This window comes from Pseudomonas sp. (assembly GCF_030684895.1).
In the GTDB taxonomy this organism is placed as follows: domain Bacteria; phylum Pseudomonadota; class Gammaproteobacteria; order Pseudomonadales; family Pseudomonadaceae; genus Aquipseudomonas.
The window spans coordinates 45775-64681 of the sequence record NZ_JAUXXP010000051.1; the positions used below are offsets into that span (position 1 = coordinate 45775).

The following is an 18907-nucleotide window of genomic DNA, read 5'->3' on the forward strand; positions in this document are numbered from 1 at the left end:
GATGAGCCAGTGGTGGAGTGCAATGGGGCCGCTGGGTTGGCCGCTGGCACTGTGCTCGCTTTTGGCGTTGGCGCTGATACTTGAGCGCCTCAGCGTATTTCTGCGTTTGCAGCCGCTGAGCAATGCCGCCGGGCGGGCCGCAGTCAGCGCTTGCCGTACCTGTGAGCGCGAGCACTGCAAGGGCCGTGCGCGCGGTTGGCGTTATGGCCTGGCATTGTTGCTCAAGCACAGCGCGTTGCCGGCGGTGCAGCGCGAAGAGCTGCTCGGCTGCTGGTTGCTGGAGGAACGCCAGCGTCTCAATCGCCAACTGCGCTTGCTGCAGCTGATCGGCATGCTGGCGCCCATGCTCGGCTTGCTCGGCACGGTGCTGGGCATGCTGGAAATGTTTGCCAATATCGCCGGGCAGAACAGCCCGGTCACCCCTGCGCTGCTCGCCGATGGATTGTGGCAGGCGCTGTACACCACGGTGTGGGGCTTGCTCATCGCCATACCGGCGCTGGCGGCAGGGCAGGGCTTTGCCTTGTGGGCCGAGCGTTATCTGGAGGGCGTACAAGCGTTACTCAATCGTTGTCAGCTGGCATTGGATGGTCTGGAGCTGGAACTGCCGAGTAATCAGCCGGCCGCGCAGTGGGTGTTGTCGTGATCCGCCTGCCGGCTGCCAGCAATTCTCAGGGCAATCTGTTGCCCGATCTGACACCGCTGCTCGATGTGATTTTTATCGTGCTGGTGTTCTTTCTGCTGACCGCGCAAACGCCACTGCTGGAGCTGCCTTTGCAGTTACCGCAGAGCCGCGAGGCGCTACCCACGGCGAGTGCCGGCAGCGGCGAACGCATGCAAATACAGCTGTCCGTCGAAGGGAATTGGCGCTTTAACGGCACCCCGCAGACGGATTTCAGCGCGTTACGCACTGAACTGACTGCAGCCTTTGCTGCCGACAGCGCAGCGGGCCTGGACCTGGCGCTGGATCGTCAGGCACCGCTGTCGGCATTTATCGATCTGATGGCCTTGCTGCAACAGCAGGGCATTCAGGACAGTCGCATTCTTCTAGAGGCCAATCATGAAACGCCTTAATACTCTGCTCGCCCTGGGCGCGAGCCTGTTGTCTTGTGCCTCGCTGATGGCCGCCGAGCCGTTGCCGCAACGCTGGATCAGTTCCGGCGGCTCGCTCAGTGAGTGGGTGGTGGCGTTGGGCGGCGAAAGCCGTCTGGTGGGTGTGGACAGCACCAGTCAACATCCGCAGTCGCTTCGCGTTTTGCCGAGCATCGGTTATCAGCGCCAGTTGGCCGCCGAAGGCATGCTGACGCTGCGCCCGGATATGTTGATCGGCAGTGAAGAGATGGGCCCGCCGCCGGTGCTGGCGCAATTACGCGGCGCAGGTGTGCGGGTGGAAATGCTCTCGTCCAAGGCAGAGCTGAAAAGCCTGCAGGCCAGCCTGCAGCGCATCGGCATTCTGTTGGGCGAGCCGCAACGTGCCGATCAGGCCTTTGCGGCCTATCAGCAGCGCCTGCAGCAGCAGGCTGACTGGCTGGTGACTGCACAGCGTCAGCAGGCGGCTCCGGGGGTGTTGCTGTTGCTCGGGCATGCCGGCGGCAGCCCGATGGCGGGTGGCAAGGACACTTCGGCCGACTGGCTGATCGAGCGCGCCGGCGGGCGCAATCTGGCCAGCCATAACGGCTTCAAGGCGCTGTCCACCGAAGCCTTGTTGGCGCTTGACCCGGAGGTGGTGATCATTGCTGATCGCAGCTTGTCCGGTGACGCCGCGCGTGAGGCATTGCTGCAGCAAAATCCAGCGCTGGCGGCGACCCGGGCGGCGCGTAACCAGCGTTTGCTGATGCTCGATCCGACGCTGCTGGTCGGTGGTCTTGGCCCGCGTTTGCCGGATGGGCTGGCGGCCTTGTCCGCAGCCTTTTATCCTGCCAGCCAACCTCTGGTCGCCGAAGCTAAGCCCACGCCATGAATCCTGTTATTCGACCGCGCTCACTGTTTATTGCACTGAGTCTGTTGCTGGCGCTCGCGCTCTGGTTATCCCTGGCGCTGGGGCCGGTCAGCCTGCCGCTGCTCGATACCCTCAAGGCAGCGCTGCGCCTGCTGGGCCTGCTGGGCCTGGCGCAAGCGGGAGATGATCTGGCCCAGGCCGAACTGATCCTCGGGCAGATCCGCCTGCCGCGCACCTTGCTCGGCCTGCTGGTCGGCGCGGTTTTGGCGCTGTGCGGGGTGGCAATGCAGGGGCTGTTTCGTAACCCGCTGGCTGACCCGGGCCTGATCGGCGTATCCAGCGGCGCGGCGCTCGGCGCGTCGATTGCGATTGTTGGCGGCGCGGCCCTTGGCGGTTTGCCGGAAGTCTTTGCACCTTATCTGTTGTCGTTGTTCGCCTTTATCGGCGGCCTTGGGGTGACGGCGCTGGTCTATCGCCTGGGCCGGCGTGATGGTGAAACCAATGTGGCGACCATGCTCCTGGCCGGTATTGCGCTGACCGCCCTGGCCGGTGCGGCCATCGGCCTGTTTACCTACCTGGCCGATGACGCCACTTTGCGTACCCTGACGTTCTGGAACCTGGGCAGCCTCAATGGCGCCAGTTACGCCCGCCTGTGGCCGCTGCTGCTGGTGACGGCGGCCGTGGCGCTGTGGTTGCCACGGCGGGCCAGGGCGCTGAATGCCATGCTGCTGGGCGAGTCCGAGGCGCGTCACCTGGGTTTTGCCGTGGAGCGGGTCAAGGCCGAGCTGGTGTTCTGCACCGCTCTCGGTGTCGGCGCGGCTGTGGCGGCGGCGGGGATGATCGGTTTTATCGGCCTGGTGGTGCCGCATCTGATGCGGCTGCTGGTCGGGCCGGATCATCGCGTGCTGTTGCCGGCCTCGGCCCTGGCCGGCGCCAGCCTGTTGCTGCTGGCGGATCTGGCCGCGCGGCTGGTGCTGGCCCCGGCCGAGTTGCCGATTGGTATCGTCACGGCGCTGATTGGCGCGCCGTTCTTCCTTTATCTGTTGCTGCGGGGGCGTACCTGATGCTGCGCGCGGAAAATCTGGCGGTACAGCGCGGCCCGTGCACGGTGTTGGCGGATATCAACCTGGAGCTGCGACCGGGCGAAGTGCTTGGCGTGCTGGGGCCCAATGGCGCCGGCAAGAGCACCTTGCTCGGCGCCTTGTGCGGCGAACTGCAGCCGAGTCACGGCGCTGTCTGGTTGGATCAGCGGCGGCTGCAAGACTGGCCCGGCAGCGAGCGCGCGCAACGCCTGGCGGTATTGCCGCAGACCTCGACGCTGAACTTCGCCTTTCGCGTGGAAGAAGTGGTCGGCATGGGCCGTTTGCCCCACGCCAGCGGGCGTGTGCGTGATGCGCAGATTATCAAGCAGGCGCTGGAGGCAGCCGATGCCTTGCACCTGGCCGGGCGCAGTTACCTGGCATTATCCGGCGGCGAGCGTCAGCGTGTGCATTTGGCGCGGGTGCTGGCGCAGCTGTGGCCAGGCGGTGAGGGGCAGGTGCTGCTGCTCGATGAGCCGACTTCAATGCTCGATCCGCTGCATCAGCACACCACGCTGCATGCCACCCGCGCCTTTGTTGGGCAGGGCGCAGCGGTGCTGGTGATTCTTCACGATCTCAACCTGGCTGCGCGTTACTGCGACCGCCTGTTGCTGCTGGAGCGCGGTCGGCCCCATGCGCTCGGTCGCCCCGAGGAAGTGCTGCGCGCCGAGCCGTTGCAGGCTGTGTTCGGCCTGGAGGTGCTGATACAGCAGCATCCAGAGCGCGGTCATCCGTTAATCATTGCCCGCTAAGGTCATAGTTATGCGCATTGTTTGGTTGCTGGTTGCCGCGCTGTTGAGTGCTTGTCAGGCTTCGTTACCGGCTTTACCTGCCTGGCAAAGCCCCGAGGGGCTGCAGCATGCGGAGCTCGGACAGATTGTTGAGCTGCGTACTGGCGTGCTGCTGACGCCTGAGCAACTGCTGGAACGCCTGGCTGCGGCACCCAAAGTGCTGGTCGGCGAGCGGCATGACAATCCTGATCACCACGCGCTGCAGCTCTGGCTGTTGCGCGCGCTGGCAGCGCAACGGCCGCAGGGCAGCCTGTTGCTGGAGATGCTGACGCCGGATCAGCAGGCCAAGGTCGATCAGGTGCGTGCTGCCATCGCGGCCGGGCAGGCGCCGCAGGACATCCTCGGTGCGTTGAGCTGGCAGCCGGGCTGGGCCTGGTCGCTGTACGGGCCGCTGGTGCAGCATGCGCTGCGTCAGCCTTATCCGTTGCTGGCGGCCAACCTTGAGCGTCGCGAGATCATGCAGATATACGCCGAAGTGCCGCAGCTACAAGGTCAGGCCTCAACGGCGCAGCCGGTGCGTGAGGCATTGTTCCAGCAGATTCGCCAGTCGCATTGCAACCTGCTGCCGGAAAGCCAGTTGCCCGCGATGCTTGCCGTGCAGCAGCAACGTGACCGGCGTATGGCTGAAGCACTGTTGGCCGCGCCGGCGCCAAGTCTGCTGTTTGCTGGCGCCTTCCATGTGCGCCGTGAGCTGGGTGTGCCGTTGCATCTGCAGGATTTAGGCGCTGCTGAAGGCGTGCAGGTGTTAATTCTGGCGGAGGTTGGCAGCCAGATTGCCGCCGACTCGGCCGATTACGTCTGGTACACCCCGGCGCAACCTGAGCAGGACCACTGCGCAAAACTGCGACCCTAGCCCGACTTGCCTGCGGCTGAGCAGGTAGTCTGCGGTTTTTACCGGAGACCGCTGATGCCAGCCGCTGCCCACGACTTGCTTACCCGTTACTTTAACGCCCTCAACGAGCGCGACAGTCGCGCCTGCCTGGCCCTGCTTAGCGCCGATGTGCTGTTGGATATCAACCAGGGCCCACGCGAGCAGGGTGTACAAGCCTTTGCCGACTACCTGGCGCGCAGCCAGCGCTGCTACCGCGAAAGCATCGATAACCTGCAAATCCTCACCGAGCCAAGCGGGCAGCGCGCCGCCTGCGAATTCACCCTGAGCGGTGAATACCTGAGCACCGATGATGGCCTGCCGGATGCCTGTGGCCAGAGCTATCAACTGACGGCGGCGAGCTTCTTCGAGATGCGTGACGGTAAGATCTGCCGGGTCAGCCAACACTTCAATCTGCCGGAGTGGTTGGCGCAGGTCGATTTCTAAAGCTTGTTGAGCGTCCTTTTCGACAGGCAAAAAAAGACCCGGCAAGAGCCGGGTCAATAACCGTGATTAGCCTGATGAGGAGATAATCTGAAGAGGCCGACTGAAGGTCTCTTAAGCTTATCGGCTGATCTTGCGACCAGTTGTGATAATAATAACAATTCTCATTTTCAAGTCAACAGTCTTAAGAAACTTTTTTATCGGCCTGGCAAAGACCTGTTCGACCCATAAACAATCAACCCGACACAAGGTCGGGTTGTTGAGGCTGCAAGCGGATTTCAGGACGCTTCGGCTGGTAGGCGCAGTTGGGTGACTTCCTTGTTCAGCAGGTCGATACGCTTGGCCATGCTCTCGATCAGGCTGTGGGCAATTCGCGGGTTGCTTTGCATCAGGCTGAGGAACTGTTCCTTGGGGATGACCATCACAGTGCAGGGCTCGCTGGCCAGTACGGTGGCGCTGCGTTTCTCGCGGGTGAACACGGCCATGGCGCCGAAGATTTCATCCTTCTGCACATCACCGACCTTGTGCCCATCGACATAAGCTTCGGCGTGGCCTTCGATGATGATAAACACGTTGTCGGCGACATCGCCCTGATGGATCAGCTCTTCACCCGCAGCAAAATGCTGGAAGCCAGTGGAGGGGCGAATTTCTGGCTGTTTCAAGCGCGCCAGGGCATCAGAAAGCAGGGCGGTATGGCCGATCAGGTACTGGATAAACAGTTCCTGGCGCTGTTCGCTGGCATAGATGTGCTTGAACACTTCGCTGCGCGAGTAGGGAATCAGGCTCAGCTGTTCTTCACTGCTGTAGCGGCAGCTGGGCATGTCCAGGCCCTGGCGCAGGCCAACCAGGTCGCCTTCCTGCAGATAAAACAGCGGACGTTCATCGACCACGGCATGCAGCAGGCCATTTTCAATGATGAATAGCTGGTTGCCCGGCAGTATCTTGCCTAGGTCTTCCGCACGCTCAAGCTGTAGTGGCGATCCAGCAGGTGCAAGCCCATCGAGCAATTGAGTGGGGATGCTTTGCAGTCGGTTGATCAGCTGATCGGCGTAAGCCGGTTGCTCCCCGAGTAAATACATGAGCGAATTTCCTTGAACTGGCTGGGCATACTAAACCGCACGAACGTCCCTAAAACAATAGTTGCCAGCGCGCTTCAGGTAAATCAAAAGCCTGAGAGGTTGTGAGCTAGCTCTTGTTGTGGGCTGAACTTTCATCGAGCTGGCCATTCAATTCGGCTTTATGCCCGGGTGGTAGCTCGTTCCAGTGTACGTCCAGCAGTGCGCCTTCAATTGCATACAGCAGCACCTTGGATGCCCTGAAGCCCCGTGCGCGTACCGCGCGATAAGCGCTGACCGCACCCAGCCGGCGCAGGTCATTGGCGCTGTGAATACCGACTGCATGTAACCACTGGGCTGAGGTTTTGCCGAGGTTCTTCAGGTGTTGCAGTTCATCGTTCATCAAGCCTCCTTGCGCTGCTGGGCAGTCGTGCGGATGGAGTCAGTTGGCGTGCCTGCCAGAAAGTGTAGCGGTCAGCGGACAAAACGTGGCTGTTTGGCATCACCCCACACCTGGCGCAGCTTTGGCTGCAGTTGCAGCAGTGGATCGGCGCCGTTTTGCTGCTTGTAGCGCAGCACCGTTGATCAGGTGCGCAGGTAGCCCAGCAGCTGTTCCCGCGCCCGCAGGCGTTCCGGGTATTGCGCGGCAAGCCAGGCCAATAAACTCTGCGGGTAATGCGGACGAAAGCTGGCGTAGGCCTCTGCCCTGACGCCGAGCGGCGGGCTGATGCGGTTGCCGCTCAACGGGTGTTATAGCGTAGGCGGGTGCCGAAATTCACCGACATCAGAATCTCGTCAGCCGTCAGCTCGACCGGGAAGTAGGCCCCGGAAATCTGCGCGTGGGCCAGGCTGGCGCCTTCGAGCTGAGCATTGCGCAGGTCAAGGCCGCGCAGGTCGGTGCCGCGAAAGTAGGCGTTGGTGAAGTTGATGCCCTGGGCATTCAGAGCACGCAGATCGAGGCCGCGAAAATCACCGTCGCTCAGGTCGACGACTGTGTCTTTGGGCTTTTGCGCATTGAAGGCAGAAATTTGTTCGTTGTGGATCAGGCTATACAACGGGCTATCCAGTTGTCGGGGCTGGCTCATGGTGCATCTCCTTATGGACTCACCGCCAGTATAGAAGCCGCGGCGCGCTCTGCTCGCGCCGCAACTCTATTGCCCGTTTTGCCTGTTACAGGCCCGTAAGACGCTGGCGAATGCGCGCGATTAGGGTATCCAGGCTGGCGCTTTCGTGGGTCTCGACGCGCTTGCTGTGCAGCAGTTCATCGTCAGTGAGCGCTTCGCGGCTGGCTTGCTGGGCGTGCACGACGTCCATGGTGGCATCGGACGGGTCGCTGCCGGCGGCCTTGCGCTGTTCCAGCCAGCTGGCGATTACCTCGTCTGGGGCGCTGCATTCCAGAATCAGGAAGGGCGCGCCACAGGCTTCGGCCACCAGGCTGGCCGCTTCGCGCTGGGCCTGCTTGAGGTAGGTGGCGTCGATGACTACCGGAAAACCGGCGTGCAGTGCGGCGTCGGCCAGCTGGTGCAGGCGCTGATAAGTGGCGGCGCTGGCGTCCTGGGTGTAGATGCCGGCGCTGAGTTTGCCGAGGTCGGCATCCTTCTGCTCGCCGAACAGGCGTTTACGCTCCACATCCGAACGCAGGCGAATAGCGCCGAGAGCCTCGACCAGGCGCATGGCCACATGGCTTTTGCCCACGGCGGAAACACCGTGGGTAATGGCCAGAAAGCTAGACGGAATTGCGCTATAGCTTTCCGCCAGGTTGGCGTAATTGCGGTATTGGCGCAGGGTCACAGCTTTTTGCACGGCATCGGTCTGATGGGCCAGGCTGAATAGCGCAACTTTGGCACGTACCAGTGCGCGGTGGGCTTTATAAAGATTTAGCAGTTCCAGCGCCTGGTAGTCGCCAGTGTGTTCCAGCCAGGCGTTGACGAAGCGCCACGCGTGGGCCTTGAGACCACGGTCTTCCAAATCCATGGCAAGGAACGCTGCGTCTAGGGCTATATCAATCAGGCGGAACGGCTCATTGAATTCGATGCAGTCAAACAGCACCACCTGATCGTCCAGCAGCGTGGCGTTGCCCAGATGGATGTCACCGTGGCATTCGCGGATCGAGCTGTTGGCCGCACGCTGTGCCAACAGAGGTTCGAGGCGCGTGTAGGTGGCTTCGATCCAAGCCTCCAGGGCTTCTAGCTGCTGCAGGTCGGCTGCGTCACCAAGCAGCGGGCGGATCTGTACAAAGTTCTGCCGCATCGGCGCGACAATTGCCTCGGGCGTGCACAGCGCATGGCTGGCAGCGACTGCTGGGGTTGAGCCGTGGAAGTCAGCAATCTGCTTGGCCAGGGCATCGATATGCGCTTCGCTCAGTTCGCCGCGCGCCTGCACGTCGCTGAGTAGCTGGCTTTGCGGGAACTGGCGCATTTTTAGCGCATATTCGATGACCGGGCCGCTGCCGCCAAGTTGCGGTGCATCGGCGCTGCCGCTGATCGGCAGCACGTCCAGGTAAAGGTCTTGAGTCAGGCGCTGGTTGAGGCGCAGCTCTTCCTTGCAGAAGTGCTCGCGGGCGCTCAGTTCGGTGAAGTCGAGAAAACCGAAGTTCACCGGTTTCTTGAGCTTGTAGGCGAAGGGGCCGGTGAGCACCACCCAGGAAATATGGGTTTCGATGACCTGGAACTGCTCCACGGGATGAGGGTAGAGGGCCGGGTTCTGCAGTGCGGCGATCAGAGCTTGGCTCACGGGCGATCCTTGGCGTTGTGCTGAATAAGAGGCGGCCATTATGGCCGCTCAACGCCAGTCTGCAAACCGCTGCGCTGGCCTGCTGGCAAGTGGGCAAAGTGCGTATAATGCCGCGCCATGACTCGTACCCGATCTTCCCGTCCCCGTTCTAAACGCCGTTCCGGCGGTATGCGCCCCTGGCTGGGCTGGGCTCTCAAGCTCGGTCTGGTTGGTTTGGTGGTGCTCGCCGTGTTTGCGGTTTACCTCGATGCAGTGGTGCAGGAGAAATTCTCCGGCAAGCGCTGGACTGTGCCCGCCAAGGTCTATGCCAGGCCGCTGGAGCTATTCGTTGGGCAGAAACTGGCCAAGGATGACTTCCTCAAGGAGCTGGATGCCCTGGGCTATCGCCGCGAAAGCGCAGTGGCCGGCCCCGGCGGCGTGTCGGTGGCAGGCAACACTATCGAGCTGCATTCACGCGGCTTTCAATTTTATGAAAGCACTGAGCCTTCGCAGCGCGTGCGCGTGCGCTTCTCCGGTGACTATGTCGCGGGCCTGACTCAGGCTGGCGGCGGTAATCTGGCTGTGGCGCGGCTTGAGCCGTTGCTGATTGGCGGCTTGTACCCGGCGCACCAGGAAGACCGTGTGCTGATCAAGCTCGAGCAGGTGCCGCCCTATTTGGTGGAAACCCTGGTGGCGATTGAAGACCGCGAGTTCTTCAATCACTTTGGCGTGTCGCCCAAGGGCATCGCGCGCGCGGTGTGGATCAACGCCACCGCCGGCCAGTTACGTCAAGGCGGCAGTACCCTGACTCAGCAGTTGGTGAAGAACTTCTACCTGACCAATGAGCGCAGCCTTTCGCGCAAAGCCACCGAAGCCATGATGGCGGTGTTGCTGGAACTGCATTACGAGAAGAAGGACATTCTCGAGGCGTATCTCAACGAGGTATTCCTCGGCCAGGACGGTCAGCGTGCCGTGCACGGCTTTGGCCTGGCCAGTCAGTATTTCTTCAGTCAGCCGCTGTCCGAGTTGAAGCTTGATCAGGTGGCGTTGCTGGTAGGCATGGTTAAGGGACCGACTTACTACAACCCGCGCCGCAATCCAGAACGCGCGCTAGAACGACGCAATCTGGTGCTCGATGTATTGGCAGAGCAGGGTGTGGTCAGTGTCGAAGAGGTAGACGCAGCGAAGCAGAAACCGTTGGGTATCACCCGTCGCGGAACTCTGGCGGATAGCTCGTTCCCGGCCTTCCTTGACTTGGTCAAGCGCCAGCTGCGTGAGGATTACCAGGAGCAGGACCTGACCGAAGAAGGCCTGCGCATCTTCACCAGCTTTGATCCGATTATGCAGCTTAAGGCTGAAAGTGCCTTGGCCGACACGCTCAAACGCTTGTCCGGGCGCAAGGGGGTGGATGAAGTCGAAGCCGGGATGGTGGTGACCAGCCCGGAAAGTGGCGAGGTGCAGGCCATTATTGGCAGCCGTCAGCCGCGCTTTGCCGGCTTCAATCGCGCGTTGGATGCGGTGCGGCCGATTGGTTCGCTGATCAAGCCGGCAATCTATCTGACGGCACTGGAGCGTCCGAGCCAGTACACCTTGACCAGTCTGCTCGAAGATCAGCCGTTCTCGATCAAAGGTCAGGATGGCCAGGTGTGGAGTCCGCAGAATTACGACCGCAAGGCCCATGGCACGATTTACCTGTACCAGGGCCTGGTCAACTCCTACAACCTGTCGACTGCCAAGCTCGGCCTGGAACTCGGCGTGCCAGAAGTGCTGAAGACCCTGAGTCGCTTGGGTGTCGAGCAGAAATGGCCGGCGTATCCGTCGATGCTGCTGGGCGCTGGTGGGCTGAGCCCGATGAGCGTGGCGAATATGTACCAGACCCTGGCCAATGGCGGTTTCAATACACCCTTGCGCGGTATTCGCAATGTGTTGACGGCCGAGGGTGAGCCGCTCAAGCGCTACCCGTATCAGATTCAGCAGCGTTTCGACAGCGGCGCCATTTATCTGCTGCAGAACGCCATGCAGCGCACGATGTCTGAAGGCACGGGACGCTCGGTCTACAGTCAGTTGCCGCGCTCCCTGGCCCTGGCCGGTAAGACGGGTACCAGTAACGATTCGCGCGACAGCTGGTTTGCCGGCTTCAGTCAGGATGTGCTGGCGGTGGTCTGGTTGGGCCGTGATGACAACGGTCCGACGCCACTGACCGGCGCGACGGGTGCGCTGCAGGTGTGGACGGACTTTATGCGCAAGGCCGACCCACTGCCGCTGGATATGCCGGTGCCGGATAACGTGGTGCAGGCCTGGGTGGATGCCAATAGCGGTCAGGGTACTGACCCGAGTTGTCCGAATGCGGTGCAGATGCCGTATATTCGCGGCAGCCAACCTGTCGCCGGGCCGGCCTGTGGTATTCAGGCACCGGTCAATGAAGTGATGGATTGGGTACGCGGCTGGTTGGATTAAGTAAAAGAGGGCGTGACGTGAATAAGTGGTTGATTCCAGCTGTAACGGCTTCGTTGTTGTTGGCCGGCTGTAGCAGCGTGCCGCGCGGCTCGATTCCTGTCGTTGAGGGTGGTAGTGCGGTCGCTGGCGCGCAGTCGGGTACGTCGGGCGGTTATGGCGCTCCAGCCGCACAGCCTCAGGCCTTGCCGGAAGACTCCGGTGTGGTGGTGATGGTGCCCGGCGGTGGCGGTAGTTCCGCGCCGATTCAGTCGTTCCCGGCAAGCAGTGCGCCGTTGGATACAGGCACTACTTCGCAGCCGTGGAGTGCTACACCACCTGCCACAACCCAAGGTGGCTATGTTGCCCCGGCACCCAGTGGCATCCCAAGCGGTGGTTTGGCCATGGATGAGCAACTGGATGGTCCGGTTCTGGCCTTGTTGACTACGGCTCAGCAGCAGCAGGGCGGTGGCGATTTGAATGGCGCCGCCTCCAGCCTGGAACGCGCCCAGCGTATTGCCCCGCGTGAACCGCAGGTGCTCTACAAGCTTGCCGAAGTACGTTTAGCTCAAGGTGATGCCGCGCAGGCCGAACAGTTCGCCCGTCGTGGTCTGAGCTATGCCAGTGGTCGTCCAGCCTTGCAGGCCAGCCTGTGGAACCTGATTGCCCAGGCTCGTGAACGCCAAGGTGATGCTGCGGGTGCCGCCCAGGCCCGCGAGCAGGCGCGAGTCAGCCTCTGATGGATGCGCGCGTGCCTGCGGTGGCGGAGCAGCTGCTGCTCATCGAACGAGAGCTGCGTGTGCAAGGTTGGTGGGATGCGCAGGCGCCCAGTGCGCAGGCGCTAGCCAGCCAGCAGCCGTTCTGTGTTGATACGCTGGCGTTCGAGCAGTGGCTGCAGTGGATATTTCTACCGAGGATGAAGCAGGTGCTGGAAGCAGGGGCGGCGTTGCCCAGTGTTTCCGGGATTCAGCCGATGGCCGAGCAGGTGTATGGCGGTCAGGCCAAGAAGGCCAGAGAGCTGATCAAATTGTTGGGTGAGTTCGATCAGCTGATTGTGGGCGCGAGCTAAGTCGCGCTCACGGATTTACTTGCAGTTTTCGGCGATCGCCTTCTGCGCTTCGTCGATACGGCTTTGGCGCTCTTCTTCGCTTAGGCGACGCACCTCACCGTCTACATCCACGCGTACGCGCGGATTATTCTGCAATTGTGCGAGGTTAGTGCGCACATCTGCGCAGAACTTTTTACGTTCCACTTCTTTGGCCGCGACGTCCTGTTTGACCTTCTCATCGATGGCTGCTTGCTCGGGGTCAGCGATGCTCTCGAAGGTCGGTGCCGCTTTCTTTTCCTCTGCAGCAGCAGGCTTGGGCGGTGGTGTTGCGGTGTTGATGCTGGTGGCGTCTTGGCCTTGTGGCGGCTGTGCGCTGAAGTGCGTTACGCCTTGGGCGTCGACCCACTTGTAAACCTGGCTGGCCATGGCGGTGGCGCTCATGGCGAGCAGCAAGCTGCTGGTGATGATCATGCGGCGCATGCGGTTTCCTTATATTGAGCTGCGGTGCCTGCTGACTACTATAACCAAAATGTTCGAATCGTCATCCTGCGCTGCGTCACAGCAGAAGATTGCAGATTCAATCACGGATTGCTTGACTTGGCAGCGCCGAATCTCAACAATTCCACGCTCGCTGTAGTGGAGTCCGCCGCAAGCAGGCTTTAGCTCAGTAGACATGAGGTGCACACCCGCGCCGACCTGTTACACCCGCAACGCGTTACCTCGCGCTGGGTGGGAAGACCCCGCAACACTTTGGGGTATTCCCAATACTTGCTCAGTTGTAGCTGACGTAGTCGGCGACCACCGTCGCTCATGCTCTGCTGACAGTAAACCTATCTTAGGCCGTCCTCCTTGTTGGGCGGTTTTCTGGCGTTTTAGAGGTGAACAACGTGGAGCTTTTATCCGGCGCTGAAATGGTCGTCCGCTTTTTGCGTGACGAAGGCGTTAAGAACATCTATGGGTACCCAGGCGGTGCTCTTCTACACATCTACGATGCCCTGTTCAAAGAACCGGAAGTGCAGCACATCCTGGTTCGTCACGAGCAAGCGGCAACCCATATGGCTGACGGCTATGCCCGCGCCACCGGTAAAGCCGGTGTGGTGCTGGTAACCTCGGGTCCTGGCGCAACCAATGCCATTACCGGTATTGCCACTGCCTATATGGACTCCATTCCGATGGTGGTGTTGTCCGGTCAAGTGCCAAGCACCATGGTCGGTACTGATGCTTTCCAGGAAACCGACATGATCGGTATCTCCCGGCCGATCGTGAAGCATAGCTTTATGATCAAGCACGCCTCGGAGATCCCGGAAGTCCTGAAGAAAGCCTTCTATCTGGCGCAATCCGGCCGTCCAGGTCCGGTGGTCGTGGATATTCCGAAGGACATGACCAACCCGGCTGAAAAGTTCGAGTACGTCTATCCGAAGAAGGTCAAGCTGCGCTCCTACAGCCCGGCGCTGCGCGGTCACTCTGGGCAGATCCGCAAGGCGGCCGAGCTGCTGTTGACGGCCAAGCGTCCAGTCATCTACTCCGGTGGTGGCGTGATCATGGGCGGTGCTGCAGCGCCGCTGACTGAGCTGGCGCAGATGCTCAACCTGCCAGTCACCAACACCCTGATGGGCTTGGGCGGCTATCCAGGCACAGATCGCCAGTTCCTCGGCATGCTCGGTATGCACGGTAGCTACACCGCCAACCTGGCCATGCACCACGCCGATGTGATCCTGGCGGTGGGCGCGCGCTTCGATGACCGGGTGATCAACGGCGCGAGCAAGTTCTGTCCGAACGCCAAGATCATTCACGTCGATATCGACCCGGCCTCTATCTCCAAGACCATCAAGGCCGACATCCCTATCGTTGGCCCGGTGGATAGCGTGATGAGCGAGATGGTCGCGATCCTTAAAGAGATCGGCGAGCAGCTGAACAAAGACGCACTGGCGAGCTGGTGGAAACAGATTGAAGAGTGGCGCGGTGGTCGCATCATGTTCCCTTACGACAAGGGCGACGGCAGCATCATCAAGCCGCAAACCGTGATCGAGACGCTGTCCGAAGTCACCGGTGGCGACGCGTTTGTGACCTCTGATGTGGGTCAGCACCAGATGTTCGCGGCCCAGTACTACCGCTTCAACAAGCCGAACCGTTGGATCAACTCCGGCGGCCTGGGCACCATGGGCTTTGGTTTCCCTGCGGCCATGGGCGTCAAGCTGAGCTTCCCGGATGACGAAGTTGCCTGCGTAACCGGCGAAGGCAGCATCCAGATGAACATTCAGGAACTGTCGACCTGCCTGCAGTACGGTTTGCCGGTGAAAATCGTCAACCTGAACAACGGTGCGCTGGGTATGGTGCGTCAGTGGCAGGACATGAACTACGGTAGCCGTCACTCGCATTCCTATATGGAATCGTTGCCGGACTTCGTCAAGCTGGCCGAGGCCTATGGCCATGTCGGCATGCGCATCACTGATCTGAAGGATCTGAAACCGAAGATGGAGGAAGCCTTCGCGATGAAAGATCGCCTGGTGTTCCTCGATATCCAGGTTGATACCAGTGAGCACGTCTACCCGATGCAGATCAAAGACGGTGCAATGCGCGATATGTGGCTGAGCAAGACGGAGCGTACCTAATCATGCGACACATTATTTCCCTGCTGCTGGAAAACGAGCCCGGCGCATTGTCCCGCGTGGTGGGCCTGTTCTCGCAGCGCAACTACAACATCGAAAGCCTGACCGTGGCGCCGACTGAAGACCCGACTCTGTCGCGTCTGACGCTGACCACTGTTGGGCATGATGAAGTCATCGAGCAGATCACCAAAAACCTCAACAAGCTGGTCGAGGTGGTCAAACTGGTCGACCTGTCGGAAAGCGCTCACGTCGAGCGCGAGCTGATGCTGGTTAAGGTCAAGGCTACCGGCGCTCAACGTGCTGAAGTCAAACGTACCACCGACATCTTCCGTGGGCAGATCGTCGATGTGACCAGCAGCGTTTACACCATTCAACTGGCCGGCACGAGCGACAAGCTGGACAGCTTTATCCAGGCCATCGGCACCGCGTCGATTCTAGAAACCGTACGCAGTGGCGTTACCGGTATTGCCCGTGGCGACAAGGTGCTGAGCATCTGATTGCGTTGTACTGATTAAACGAAAAGCCCTCGGGAGAATATCTCCTGAGGGCTTTTTGCGTTTTGGGGTAAATGCCTCTTCTCCGGCGTTTAGCGTTGGCGATTCCAGAAGGCGTTGATCAGCGGATCTTTAAGGCGCTTCTCCAGCGCGAACAGGCCGATGTCGTAGGCCGTCAGCGGTGGCTGAATATCGTAGATGCGGATGCGTGCGGTCAGCGGGCTGTTGTCGAGGACGATTTGCGGAACCACGCCAATACCAAAACCCAGGCTGACCATGCTGACGATGGCTTCGTTACCGCTCACCTGGGCATAAATGCGCGGTTTAATATTGTGGCTCTTCAGCCATAGATCGGTGCGGGTGCGGGCTAGGCCTTCTTCCGAGAGGATCATCGGCACATCTCGCCAGCTCTCCGCTGTGGGATGTCTAAGCTGCTCTTCGCTCAATAGCTGAGGCGACTGCGGGCCGATAAAGCACAGCGCTGAGCGGGCTATCGGTTGAAATTCGATGCCGGCCGGTAAGCTGTCGGGGCGGGCGCCGATGGCCAGGTCTTCCAGTCCTTCTTGCACGCGCTCTACGGCTTTGGCCGGGTCGCCGGTGTGCAGCTTCATTTCAATGCGTGGGTAGTCCTGGCGAAAGCTGCTCAATATGTCATAGAGGAAGCTGTAGCTAGCGGTTACCGAGCAATACAGGGATAGCTCGCCGTGGAGGATCAGCTGGTCCTGCTTAAAGGTCTGACGGATGGCTTGCCAGCCATTCATGACCTCACTCGCATACTCGCGGAACTGTTGTCCTTCGCGGGTCAGGCGCACTGAGCGGTTGTCGCGCAGAAACAGCGGTGCGCCTAGTTCATCCTCTAGCTGCTTGATGCTGCGGCTTAGTGCTGAAGGGCTGACATGCAGCTCGCGGCTGGTTTTGCCAAAGTGCAGGTTGTCAGCGAGCGAAAGGAAAAGCCGCAGAGCGTGGCTGTCCATAGTGCGTTTCACTTATCGGCATGTTGTGTTGCAAATATATCATTTTACGCAATGGGGCGGATCACTTAAGGTGTCTTCGTCGCGGTGCTTGCACCTCATCCCTTTTCGATTAAAAGAGCCAAGAACATGAAAGTTTATTACGACAAAGACTGTGACCTCTCGATCATCCAGGGTAAGAAAGTTGCCATCATTGGCTACGGCTCCCAGGGCCATGCTCAAGCGTGCAACCTGAAAGACTCCGGCGTTGACGTGACCGTTGGCCTGCGTAAAGGCTCGGCCACCGTTGCCAAGGCTGAAGCCCATGGTCTGAAAGTGGCTGACGTTGCCACTGCTGTTGCTGGCGCTGATCTGGTGATGATCCTGACCCCGGATGAGTTCCAGTCCCAGCTGTACAAGAACGAAATCGAGCCGAACATCAAGAAAGGCGCCACCCTGGCCTTCTCCCACGGTTTCGCGATTCACTACAACCAGGTTGTTCCACGCGCTGACCTCGACGTGATCATGATCGCGCCGAAGGCTCCGGGCCACACCGTACGCACCGAGTTCGTCAAAGGCGGCGGTATTCCTGACCTGATCGCGATCTATCAGGATGCTTCCGGCAACGCCAAAAACGTTGCCCTGTCCTACGCTTCGGGCGTTGGCGGTGGCCGTACCGGTATCATCGAAACCACCTTCAAGGACGAAACTGAAACCGACCTGTTCGGCGAGCAAGCCGTTCTCTGTGGCGGTACTGTCGAGCTGGTTAAAGCCGGTTTTGAAACCCTGGTTGAAGCGGGCTACGCGCCAGAAATGGCCTACTTCGAGTGCTTGCACGAGCTGAAGCTGATCGTTGATCTCATGTACGAAGGCGGTATCGCCAACATGAACTACTCGATCTCCAACAACGCCGAGTACGGCGAGTACGTGACCGGCCCGGAAGTGATCAACGCCGAATCCCGTCAGGCTATGCGCAATGCTCTGAAGCGCATCCAGGACGGCGAGTACGCCAAGATGTTCATCAGTGAAGGCGCTACCGGCTACCCTTCGATGACCGCCAAGCGTCGCAACAACGCTGCTCACGGTATCGAAATCATCGGTGAGCAACTGCGCTCCATGATGCCGTGGATCGGTGCCAACAAAATCGTCGACAAAGCCAAGAACTAAGGTTTACGACGTAAGAAAAGACGCGGCCCAGGCCGCGTTTTTTCATGGTGCGGCAAGGCTTCTGGTATAAAGCCTGGGTGTTGTATGGGCGCTGCCGTGAACCGTTGTTGTCAGCGCCTGTCGAAATTCTCCAAATCCGTTGCAAGGTGTTGTTCATGAATGAACGTCCAGATGAGCCGCAGTCTCCCGCCGACGCCGAAAGTTTGCTGCCAATCGATGAGCATATAGAAGAGGGGCATGACGCCGAAGGGCGCAAGGTCCGTCATCGCGGTATTTATCTGCTACCCAACCTGTTTACCACGGCGAACCTGTTTGCTGGGTTCTACGCCATCATCAATGCCATGAACGGCAACTTCTATGTGGCAGCTGCCGCTGTGTTTGTGGCCATGGTGCTGGATGGTCTGGATGGGCGCGTGGCCCGTCTGACCAATACCCAAAGCGCCTTTGGCGCCGAGTATGACTCGCTGTCCGATATGGTCGCCTTTGGTGTGGCGCCTGCCTTGCTCGCGTTCGAGTGGGCGCTGGGTAGCATGGGTAAGGTCGGCTGGATGGTTGCCTTCATCTATGTGGCCGGTGCAGCGCTGCGTTTGGCGCGCTTCAATACACAGATCGGCAGCGTCGATAAGCGCTACTTTATTGGTCTGGCCAGCCCGGCTGCCGCCGGTGTGGTGGCGGGTACGGTATGGGCCTTCAGTGATTTCGGTATTAAAGGCTCGAATATGGCCTTTGTGGTGGCCATCCTAGTAGCCGCTGCCGGCATGCTGATGGTCAGTAATATCAAGTACAACAGCTTTAAGGATCTCGACTTGAAAGGGCGCGTGCCTTTTGTGGCGATTCTGGCGGTGGTGCTGGTGTTTGCCGTGGTATTCAGTGACCCACCGCGGATTCTGTTGATCATCTTCCTGGCATACGCGGCTTCGGGTCCTATCCAGTACCTGCTGCGCCTGCGTCGTGGCAAAAGCGCCTAGTTACTGCGCAGTGGGTTCGACAAAGCCGTTGAAGCGTCAGCTTCAACGGCTTTGTCGTTTCTGCAGGCGGCGCGTAGGTTGCTGGTTTGGCTGCGGCCCTTGATTTCACGGGTATTGAAATAAAAGCATAACAATCGATTGACCTTCGTCCGGCAGTCCCTATAATGCGCAGCTCTTCAGGCGTATGCGGCTCTTGAAACTTCTTATAAAACAAGAAGTTAGATTTGAATAAGAGCTTGCAAAGCAGCGAAAGCTGCGTAGAATGCGCCGGGCTGACAGGGTGGTAGTTTGGTCCTGTTGGTGCTTCGGTCGAGATGATTGGAGGCGGTAAAAGAGGCAGTTGACAGCGGTTT

At 60.0% G+C, this 18907-nt stretch carries 21 protein-coding genes; 14 read left to right on the forward strand and 7 right to left on the reverse strand.

Annotated elements, in window-relative coordinates:
- Position 1: 1 nt before the first annotated feature.
- The 7 genes from Q8M42_RS11515 to Q8M42_RS11545 are packed head-to-tail and all read left to right on the forward strand — an operon-like array spanning position 2 to position 5121.
- Positions 2-643: a MotA/TolQ/ExbB proton channel family protein gene (locus Q8M42_RS11515; protein ID WP_304869632.1), complete on the forward strand. Its 642-nt coding sequence runs from the start codon at positions 2-4 to the stop codon at positions 641-643.
- Positions 628-1071 carry a biopolymer transporter ExbD gene (locus tag Q8M42_RS11520; RefSeq protein ID WP_305284040.1) on the forward strand — a complete coding sequence of 148 codons (444 nt, stop codon included), beginning with the start codon at positions 628-630 and terminating at the stop codon, positions 1069-1071. The genes Q8M42_RS11515 and Q8M42_RS11520 overlap by 16 nt, the downstream gene beginning before the upstream one ends.
- The gene (locus Q8M42_RS11525) at positions 1058-1957 is read left to right on the forward strand and encodes a hemin ABC transporter substrate-binding protein (RefSeq protein ID WP_370692747.1); all 900 of its coding nucleotides are present in this window, start codon (positions 1058-1060) and stop codon (positions 1955-1957) included. The genes Q8M42_RS11520 and Q8M42_RS11525 overlap by 14 nt, the downstream gene beginning before the upstream one ends.
- Positions 1954-3000 carry an iron ABC transporter permease gene (locus tag Q8M42_RS11530; RefSeq protein ID WP_304869628.1) on the forward strand — a complete coding sequence of 349 codons (1047 nt, stop codon included), beginning with the start codon at positions 1954-1956 and terminating at the stop codon, positions 2998-3000. Before Q8M42_RS11525 ends, Q8M42_RS11530 begins: the two co-directional genes overlap by 4 nt.
- Positions 3000-3767 carry a heme ABC transporter ATP-binding protein gene (locus tag Q8M42_RS11535; protein WP_304869626.1) on the forward strand — a complete coding sequence of 256 codons (768 nt, stop codon included), beginning with the start codon at positions 3000-3002 and terminating at the stop codon, positions 3765-3767. Before Q8M42_RS11530 ends, Q8M42_RS11535 begins: the two co-directional genes overlap by 1 nt.
- Before the next feature lie 10 nt (positions 3768-3777).
- Positions 3778-4659, forward strand: a complete 882-nt coding sequence (locus Q8M42_RS11540; RefSeq protein WP_304869624.1) for a ChaN family lipoprotein — start codon at positions 3778-3780, stop codon at positions 4657-4659.
- A gap of 54 nt (positions 4660-4713) precedes the next feature.
- A complete protein-coding gene (locus Q8M42_RS11545) occupies positions 4714-5121 on the forward strand; it encodes a nuclear transport factor 2 family protein (protein WP_304869621.1) in 408 nt (135 codons plus the stop codon).
- Positions 5122-5396: 275 nt separating this feature from the next.
- On the opposite strand, the gene Q8M42_RS11550 is transcribed toward Q8M42_RS11545, so the two are convergent.
- From Q8M42_RS11550 to Q8M42_RS11570, 5 genes are all read right to left on the reverse strand, one after another.
- Positions 5397-6197, reverse strand: a complete 801-nt coding sequence (locus Q8M42_RS11550; RefSeq protein WP_304869619.1) for a Crp/Fnr family transcriptional regulator — start codon at positions 6195-6197, stop codon at positions 5397-5399.
- Positions 6198-6303: 106 nt separating this feature from the next.
- A complete protein-coding gene (locus tag Q8M42_RS11555) occupies positions 6304-6576 on the reverse strand; it encodes a TfoX/Sxy family protein (protein WP_304869617.1) in 273 nt (90 codons plus the stop codon).
- A gap of 182 nt (positions 6577-6758) precedes the next feature.
- Positions 6759-6917 (reverse strand): hypothetical protein, encoded by a 159-nt coding sequence (locus tag Q8M42_RS11560; RefSeq protein ID WP_304869615.1) that lies wholly within the window; start codon positions 6915-6917, stop codon positions 6759-6761.
- Positions 6914-7258 (reverse strand): pentapeptide repeat-containing protein, encoded by a 345-nt coding sequence (locus Q8M42_RS11565; protein WP_304869613.1) that lies wholly within the window; start codon positions 7256-7258, stop codon positions 6914-6916. The genes Q8M42_RS11560 and Q8M42_RS11565 overlap by 4 nt, the downstream gene beginning before the upstream one ends.
- An 85-nt stretch (positions 7259-7343) precedes the next feature.
- Positions 7344-8906 carry a bifunctional aminoglycoside phosphotransferase/ATP-binding protein gene (locus Q8M42_RS11570; protein ID WP_304869611.1) on the reverse strand — a complete coding sequence of 521 codons (1563 nt, stop codon included), beginning with the start codon at positions 8904-8906 and terminating at the stop codon, positions 7344-7346.
- Between the two features lie 117 nt (positions 8907-9023).
- On the opposite strand from Q8M42_RS11570, the gene mrcB reads away from it, so the two are divergent.
- Genes mrcB through Q8M42_RS11585 form a run of 3 tightly spaced genes read left to right on the forward strand, consistent with a single transcriptional unit; the run spans position 9024 to position 12387 of the window.
- A complete protein-coding gene (mrcB, locus tag Q8M42_RS11575) occupies positions 9024-11342 on the forward strand; it encodes a penicillin-binding protein 1B (protein WP_304869609.1) in 2319 nt (772 codons plus the stop codon).
- Between the two features lie 17 nt (positions 11343-11359).
- Positions 11360-12058 (forward strand): M48 family metallopeptidase, encoded by a 699-nt coding sequence (locus tag Q8M42_RS11580; protein WP_304869607.1) that lies wholly within the window; start codon positions 11360-11362, stop codon positions 12056-12058.
- On the forward strand, positions 12058-12387 hold the full coding sequence (locus Q8M42_RS11585) for a YqcC family protein (protein WP_304869605.1): 330 nt from the start codon (positions 12058-12060) through the stop codon (positions 12385-12387). Before Q8M42_RS11580 ends, Q8M42_RS11585 begins: the two co-directional genes overlap by 1 nt.
- A gap of 15 nt (positions 12388-12402) precedes the next feature.
- Here the strand turns inward: Q8M42_RS11585 and Q8M42_RS11590 are convergent, their stop codons facing one another.
- Entirely contained in the window at positions 12403-12846 is a 444-nt protein-coding gene (locus Q8M42_RS11590; RefSeq protein ID WP_304869603.1) for a DUF4124 domain-containing protein, read from the reverse strand.
- A 407-nt stretch (positions 12847-13253) separates the two neighbouring features.
- Here Q8M42_RS11590 and Q8M42_RS11595 point away from each other — a divergent pair, with 407 nt between their 5' ends.
- Positions 13254-14978: an acetolactate synthase 3 large subunit gene (locus tag Q8M42_RS11595; RefSeq protein WP_304869601.1), complete on the forward strand. Its 1725-nt coding sequence runs from the start codon at positions 13254-13256 to the stop codon at positions 14976-14978.
- Between the two features lie 2 nt (positions 14979-14980).
- A complete protein-coding gene (ilvN, locus tag Q8M42_RS11600) occupies positions 14981-15472 on the forward strand; it encodes an acetolactate synthase small subunit (protein ID WP_090256033.1) in 492 nt (163 codons plus the stop codon).
- Between the two features lie 89 nt (positions 15473-15561).
- Here the strand turns inward: ilvN and ilvY are convergent, their stop codons facing one another.
- Positions 15562-16443: an HTH-type transcriptional activator IlvY gene (ilvY, locus tag Q8M42_RS11605; RefSeq protein ID WP_304869598.1), complete on the reverse strand. Its 882-nt coding sequence runs from the start codon at positions 16441-16443 to the stop codon at positions 15562-15564.
- Positions 16444-16569: 126 nt separating this feature from the next.
- Here ilvY and ilvC point away from each other — a divergent pair, with 126 nt between their 5' ends.
- Together ilvC and pssA are read left to right on the forward strand one after the other, a co-directional pair.
- The gene (ilvC, locus tag Q8M42_RS11610) at positions 16570-17586 is read left to right on the forward strand and encodes a ketol-acid reductoisomerase (RefSeq protein ID WP_304869596.1); all 1017 of its coding nucleotides are present in this window, start codon (positions 16570-16572) and stop codon (positions 17584-17586) included.
- A 155-nt stretch (positions 17587-17741) separates the two neighbouring features.
- Positions 17742-18554 (forward strand): CDP-diacylglycerol--serine O-phosphatidyltransferase, encoded by an 813-nt coding sequence (gene pssA / locus Q8M42_RS11615; protein WP_275961621.1) that lies wholly within the window; start codon positions 17742-17744, stop codon positions 18552-18554.
- Positions 18555-18907 lie beyond the last annotated feature (353 nt).

Bases quoted from the DNA above. Each gene is read 5' to 3' on its own strand.
- ilvY (WP_304869598.1), bottom strand. From the start codon at position 16,443: ATGGACAGCCACGCTCTGCGGCTTTTCCTTTCGCTCGCTGACAACCTG.
- Q8M42_RS11585 (WP_304869605.1), top strand. From the start codon at position 12,058: ATGGATGCGCGCGTGCCTGCGGTGGCGGAGCAGCTGCTGCTCATCGAA.
- Q8M42_RS11550 (WP_304869619.1), bottom strand. From the start codon at position 6,197: ATGTATTTACTCGGGGAGCAACCGGCTTACGCCGATCAGCTGATCAAC.
- Q8M42_RS11515 (WP_304869632.1), top strand. From the start codon at position 2: ATGAGCCAGTGGTGGAGTGCAATGGGGCCGCTGGGTTGGCCGCTGGCA.
- Q8M42_RS11590 (WP_304869603.1), bottom strand. From the start codon at position 12,846: ATGCGCCGCATGATCATCACCAGCAGCTTGCTGCTCGCCATGAGCGCC.
- Q8M42_RS11555 (WP_304869617.1), bottom strand. From the start codon at position 6,576: ATGAACGATGAACTGCAACACCTGAAGAACCTCGGCAAAACCTCAGCC.
- Q8M42_RS11540 (WP_304869624.1), top strand. From the start codon at position 3,778: ATGCGCATTGTTTGGTTGCTGGTTGCCGCGCTGTTGAGTGCTTGTCAG.
- Q8M42_RS11525 (WP_370692747.1), top strand. From the start codon at position 1,058: ATGAAACGCCTTAATACTCTGCTCGCCCTGGGCGCGAGCCTGTTGTCT.
- ilvN (WP_090256033.1), top strand. From the start codon at position 14,981: ATGCGACACATTATTTCCCTGCTGCTGGAAAACGAGCCCGGCGCATTG.
- Q8M42_RS11545 (WP_304869621.1), top strand. From the start codon at position 4,714: ATGCCAGCCGCTGCCCACGACTTGCTTACCCGTTACTTTAACGCCCTC.
- Q8M42_RS11565 (WP_304869613.1), bottom strand. From the start codon at position 7,258: ATGAGCCAGCCCCGACAACTGGATAGCCCGTTGTATAGCCTGATCCAC.
- pssA (WP_275961621.1), top strand. From the start codon at position 17,742: ATGAATGAACGTCCAGATGAGCCGCAGTCTCCCGCCGACGCCGAAAGT.
- ilvC (WP_304869596.1), top strand. From the start codon at position 16,570: ATGAAAGTTTATTACGACAAAGACTGTGACCTCTCGATCATCCAGGGT.
- Q8M42_RS11530 (WP_304869628.1), top strand. From the start codon at position 1,954: ATGAATCCTGTTATTCGACCGCGCTCACTGTTTATTGCACTGAGTCTG.
- Q8M42_RS11535 (WP_304869626.1), top strand. From the start codon at position 3,000: ATGCTGCGCGCGGAAAATCTGGCGGTACAGCGCGGCCCGTGCACGGTG.
- mrcB (WP_304869609.1), top strand. From the start codon at position 9,024: ATGACTCGTACCCGATCTTCCCGTCCCCGTTCTAAACGCCGTTCCGGC.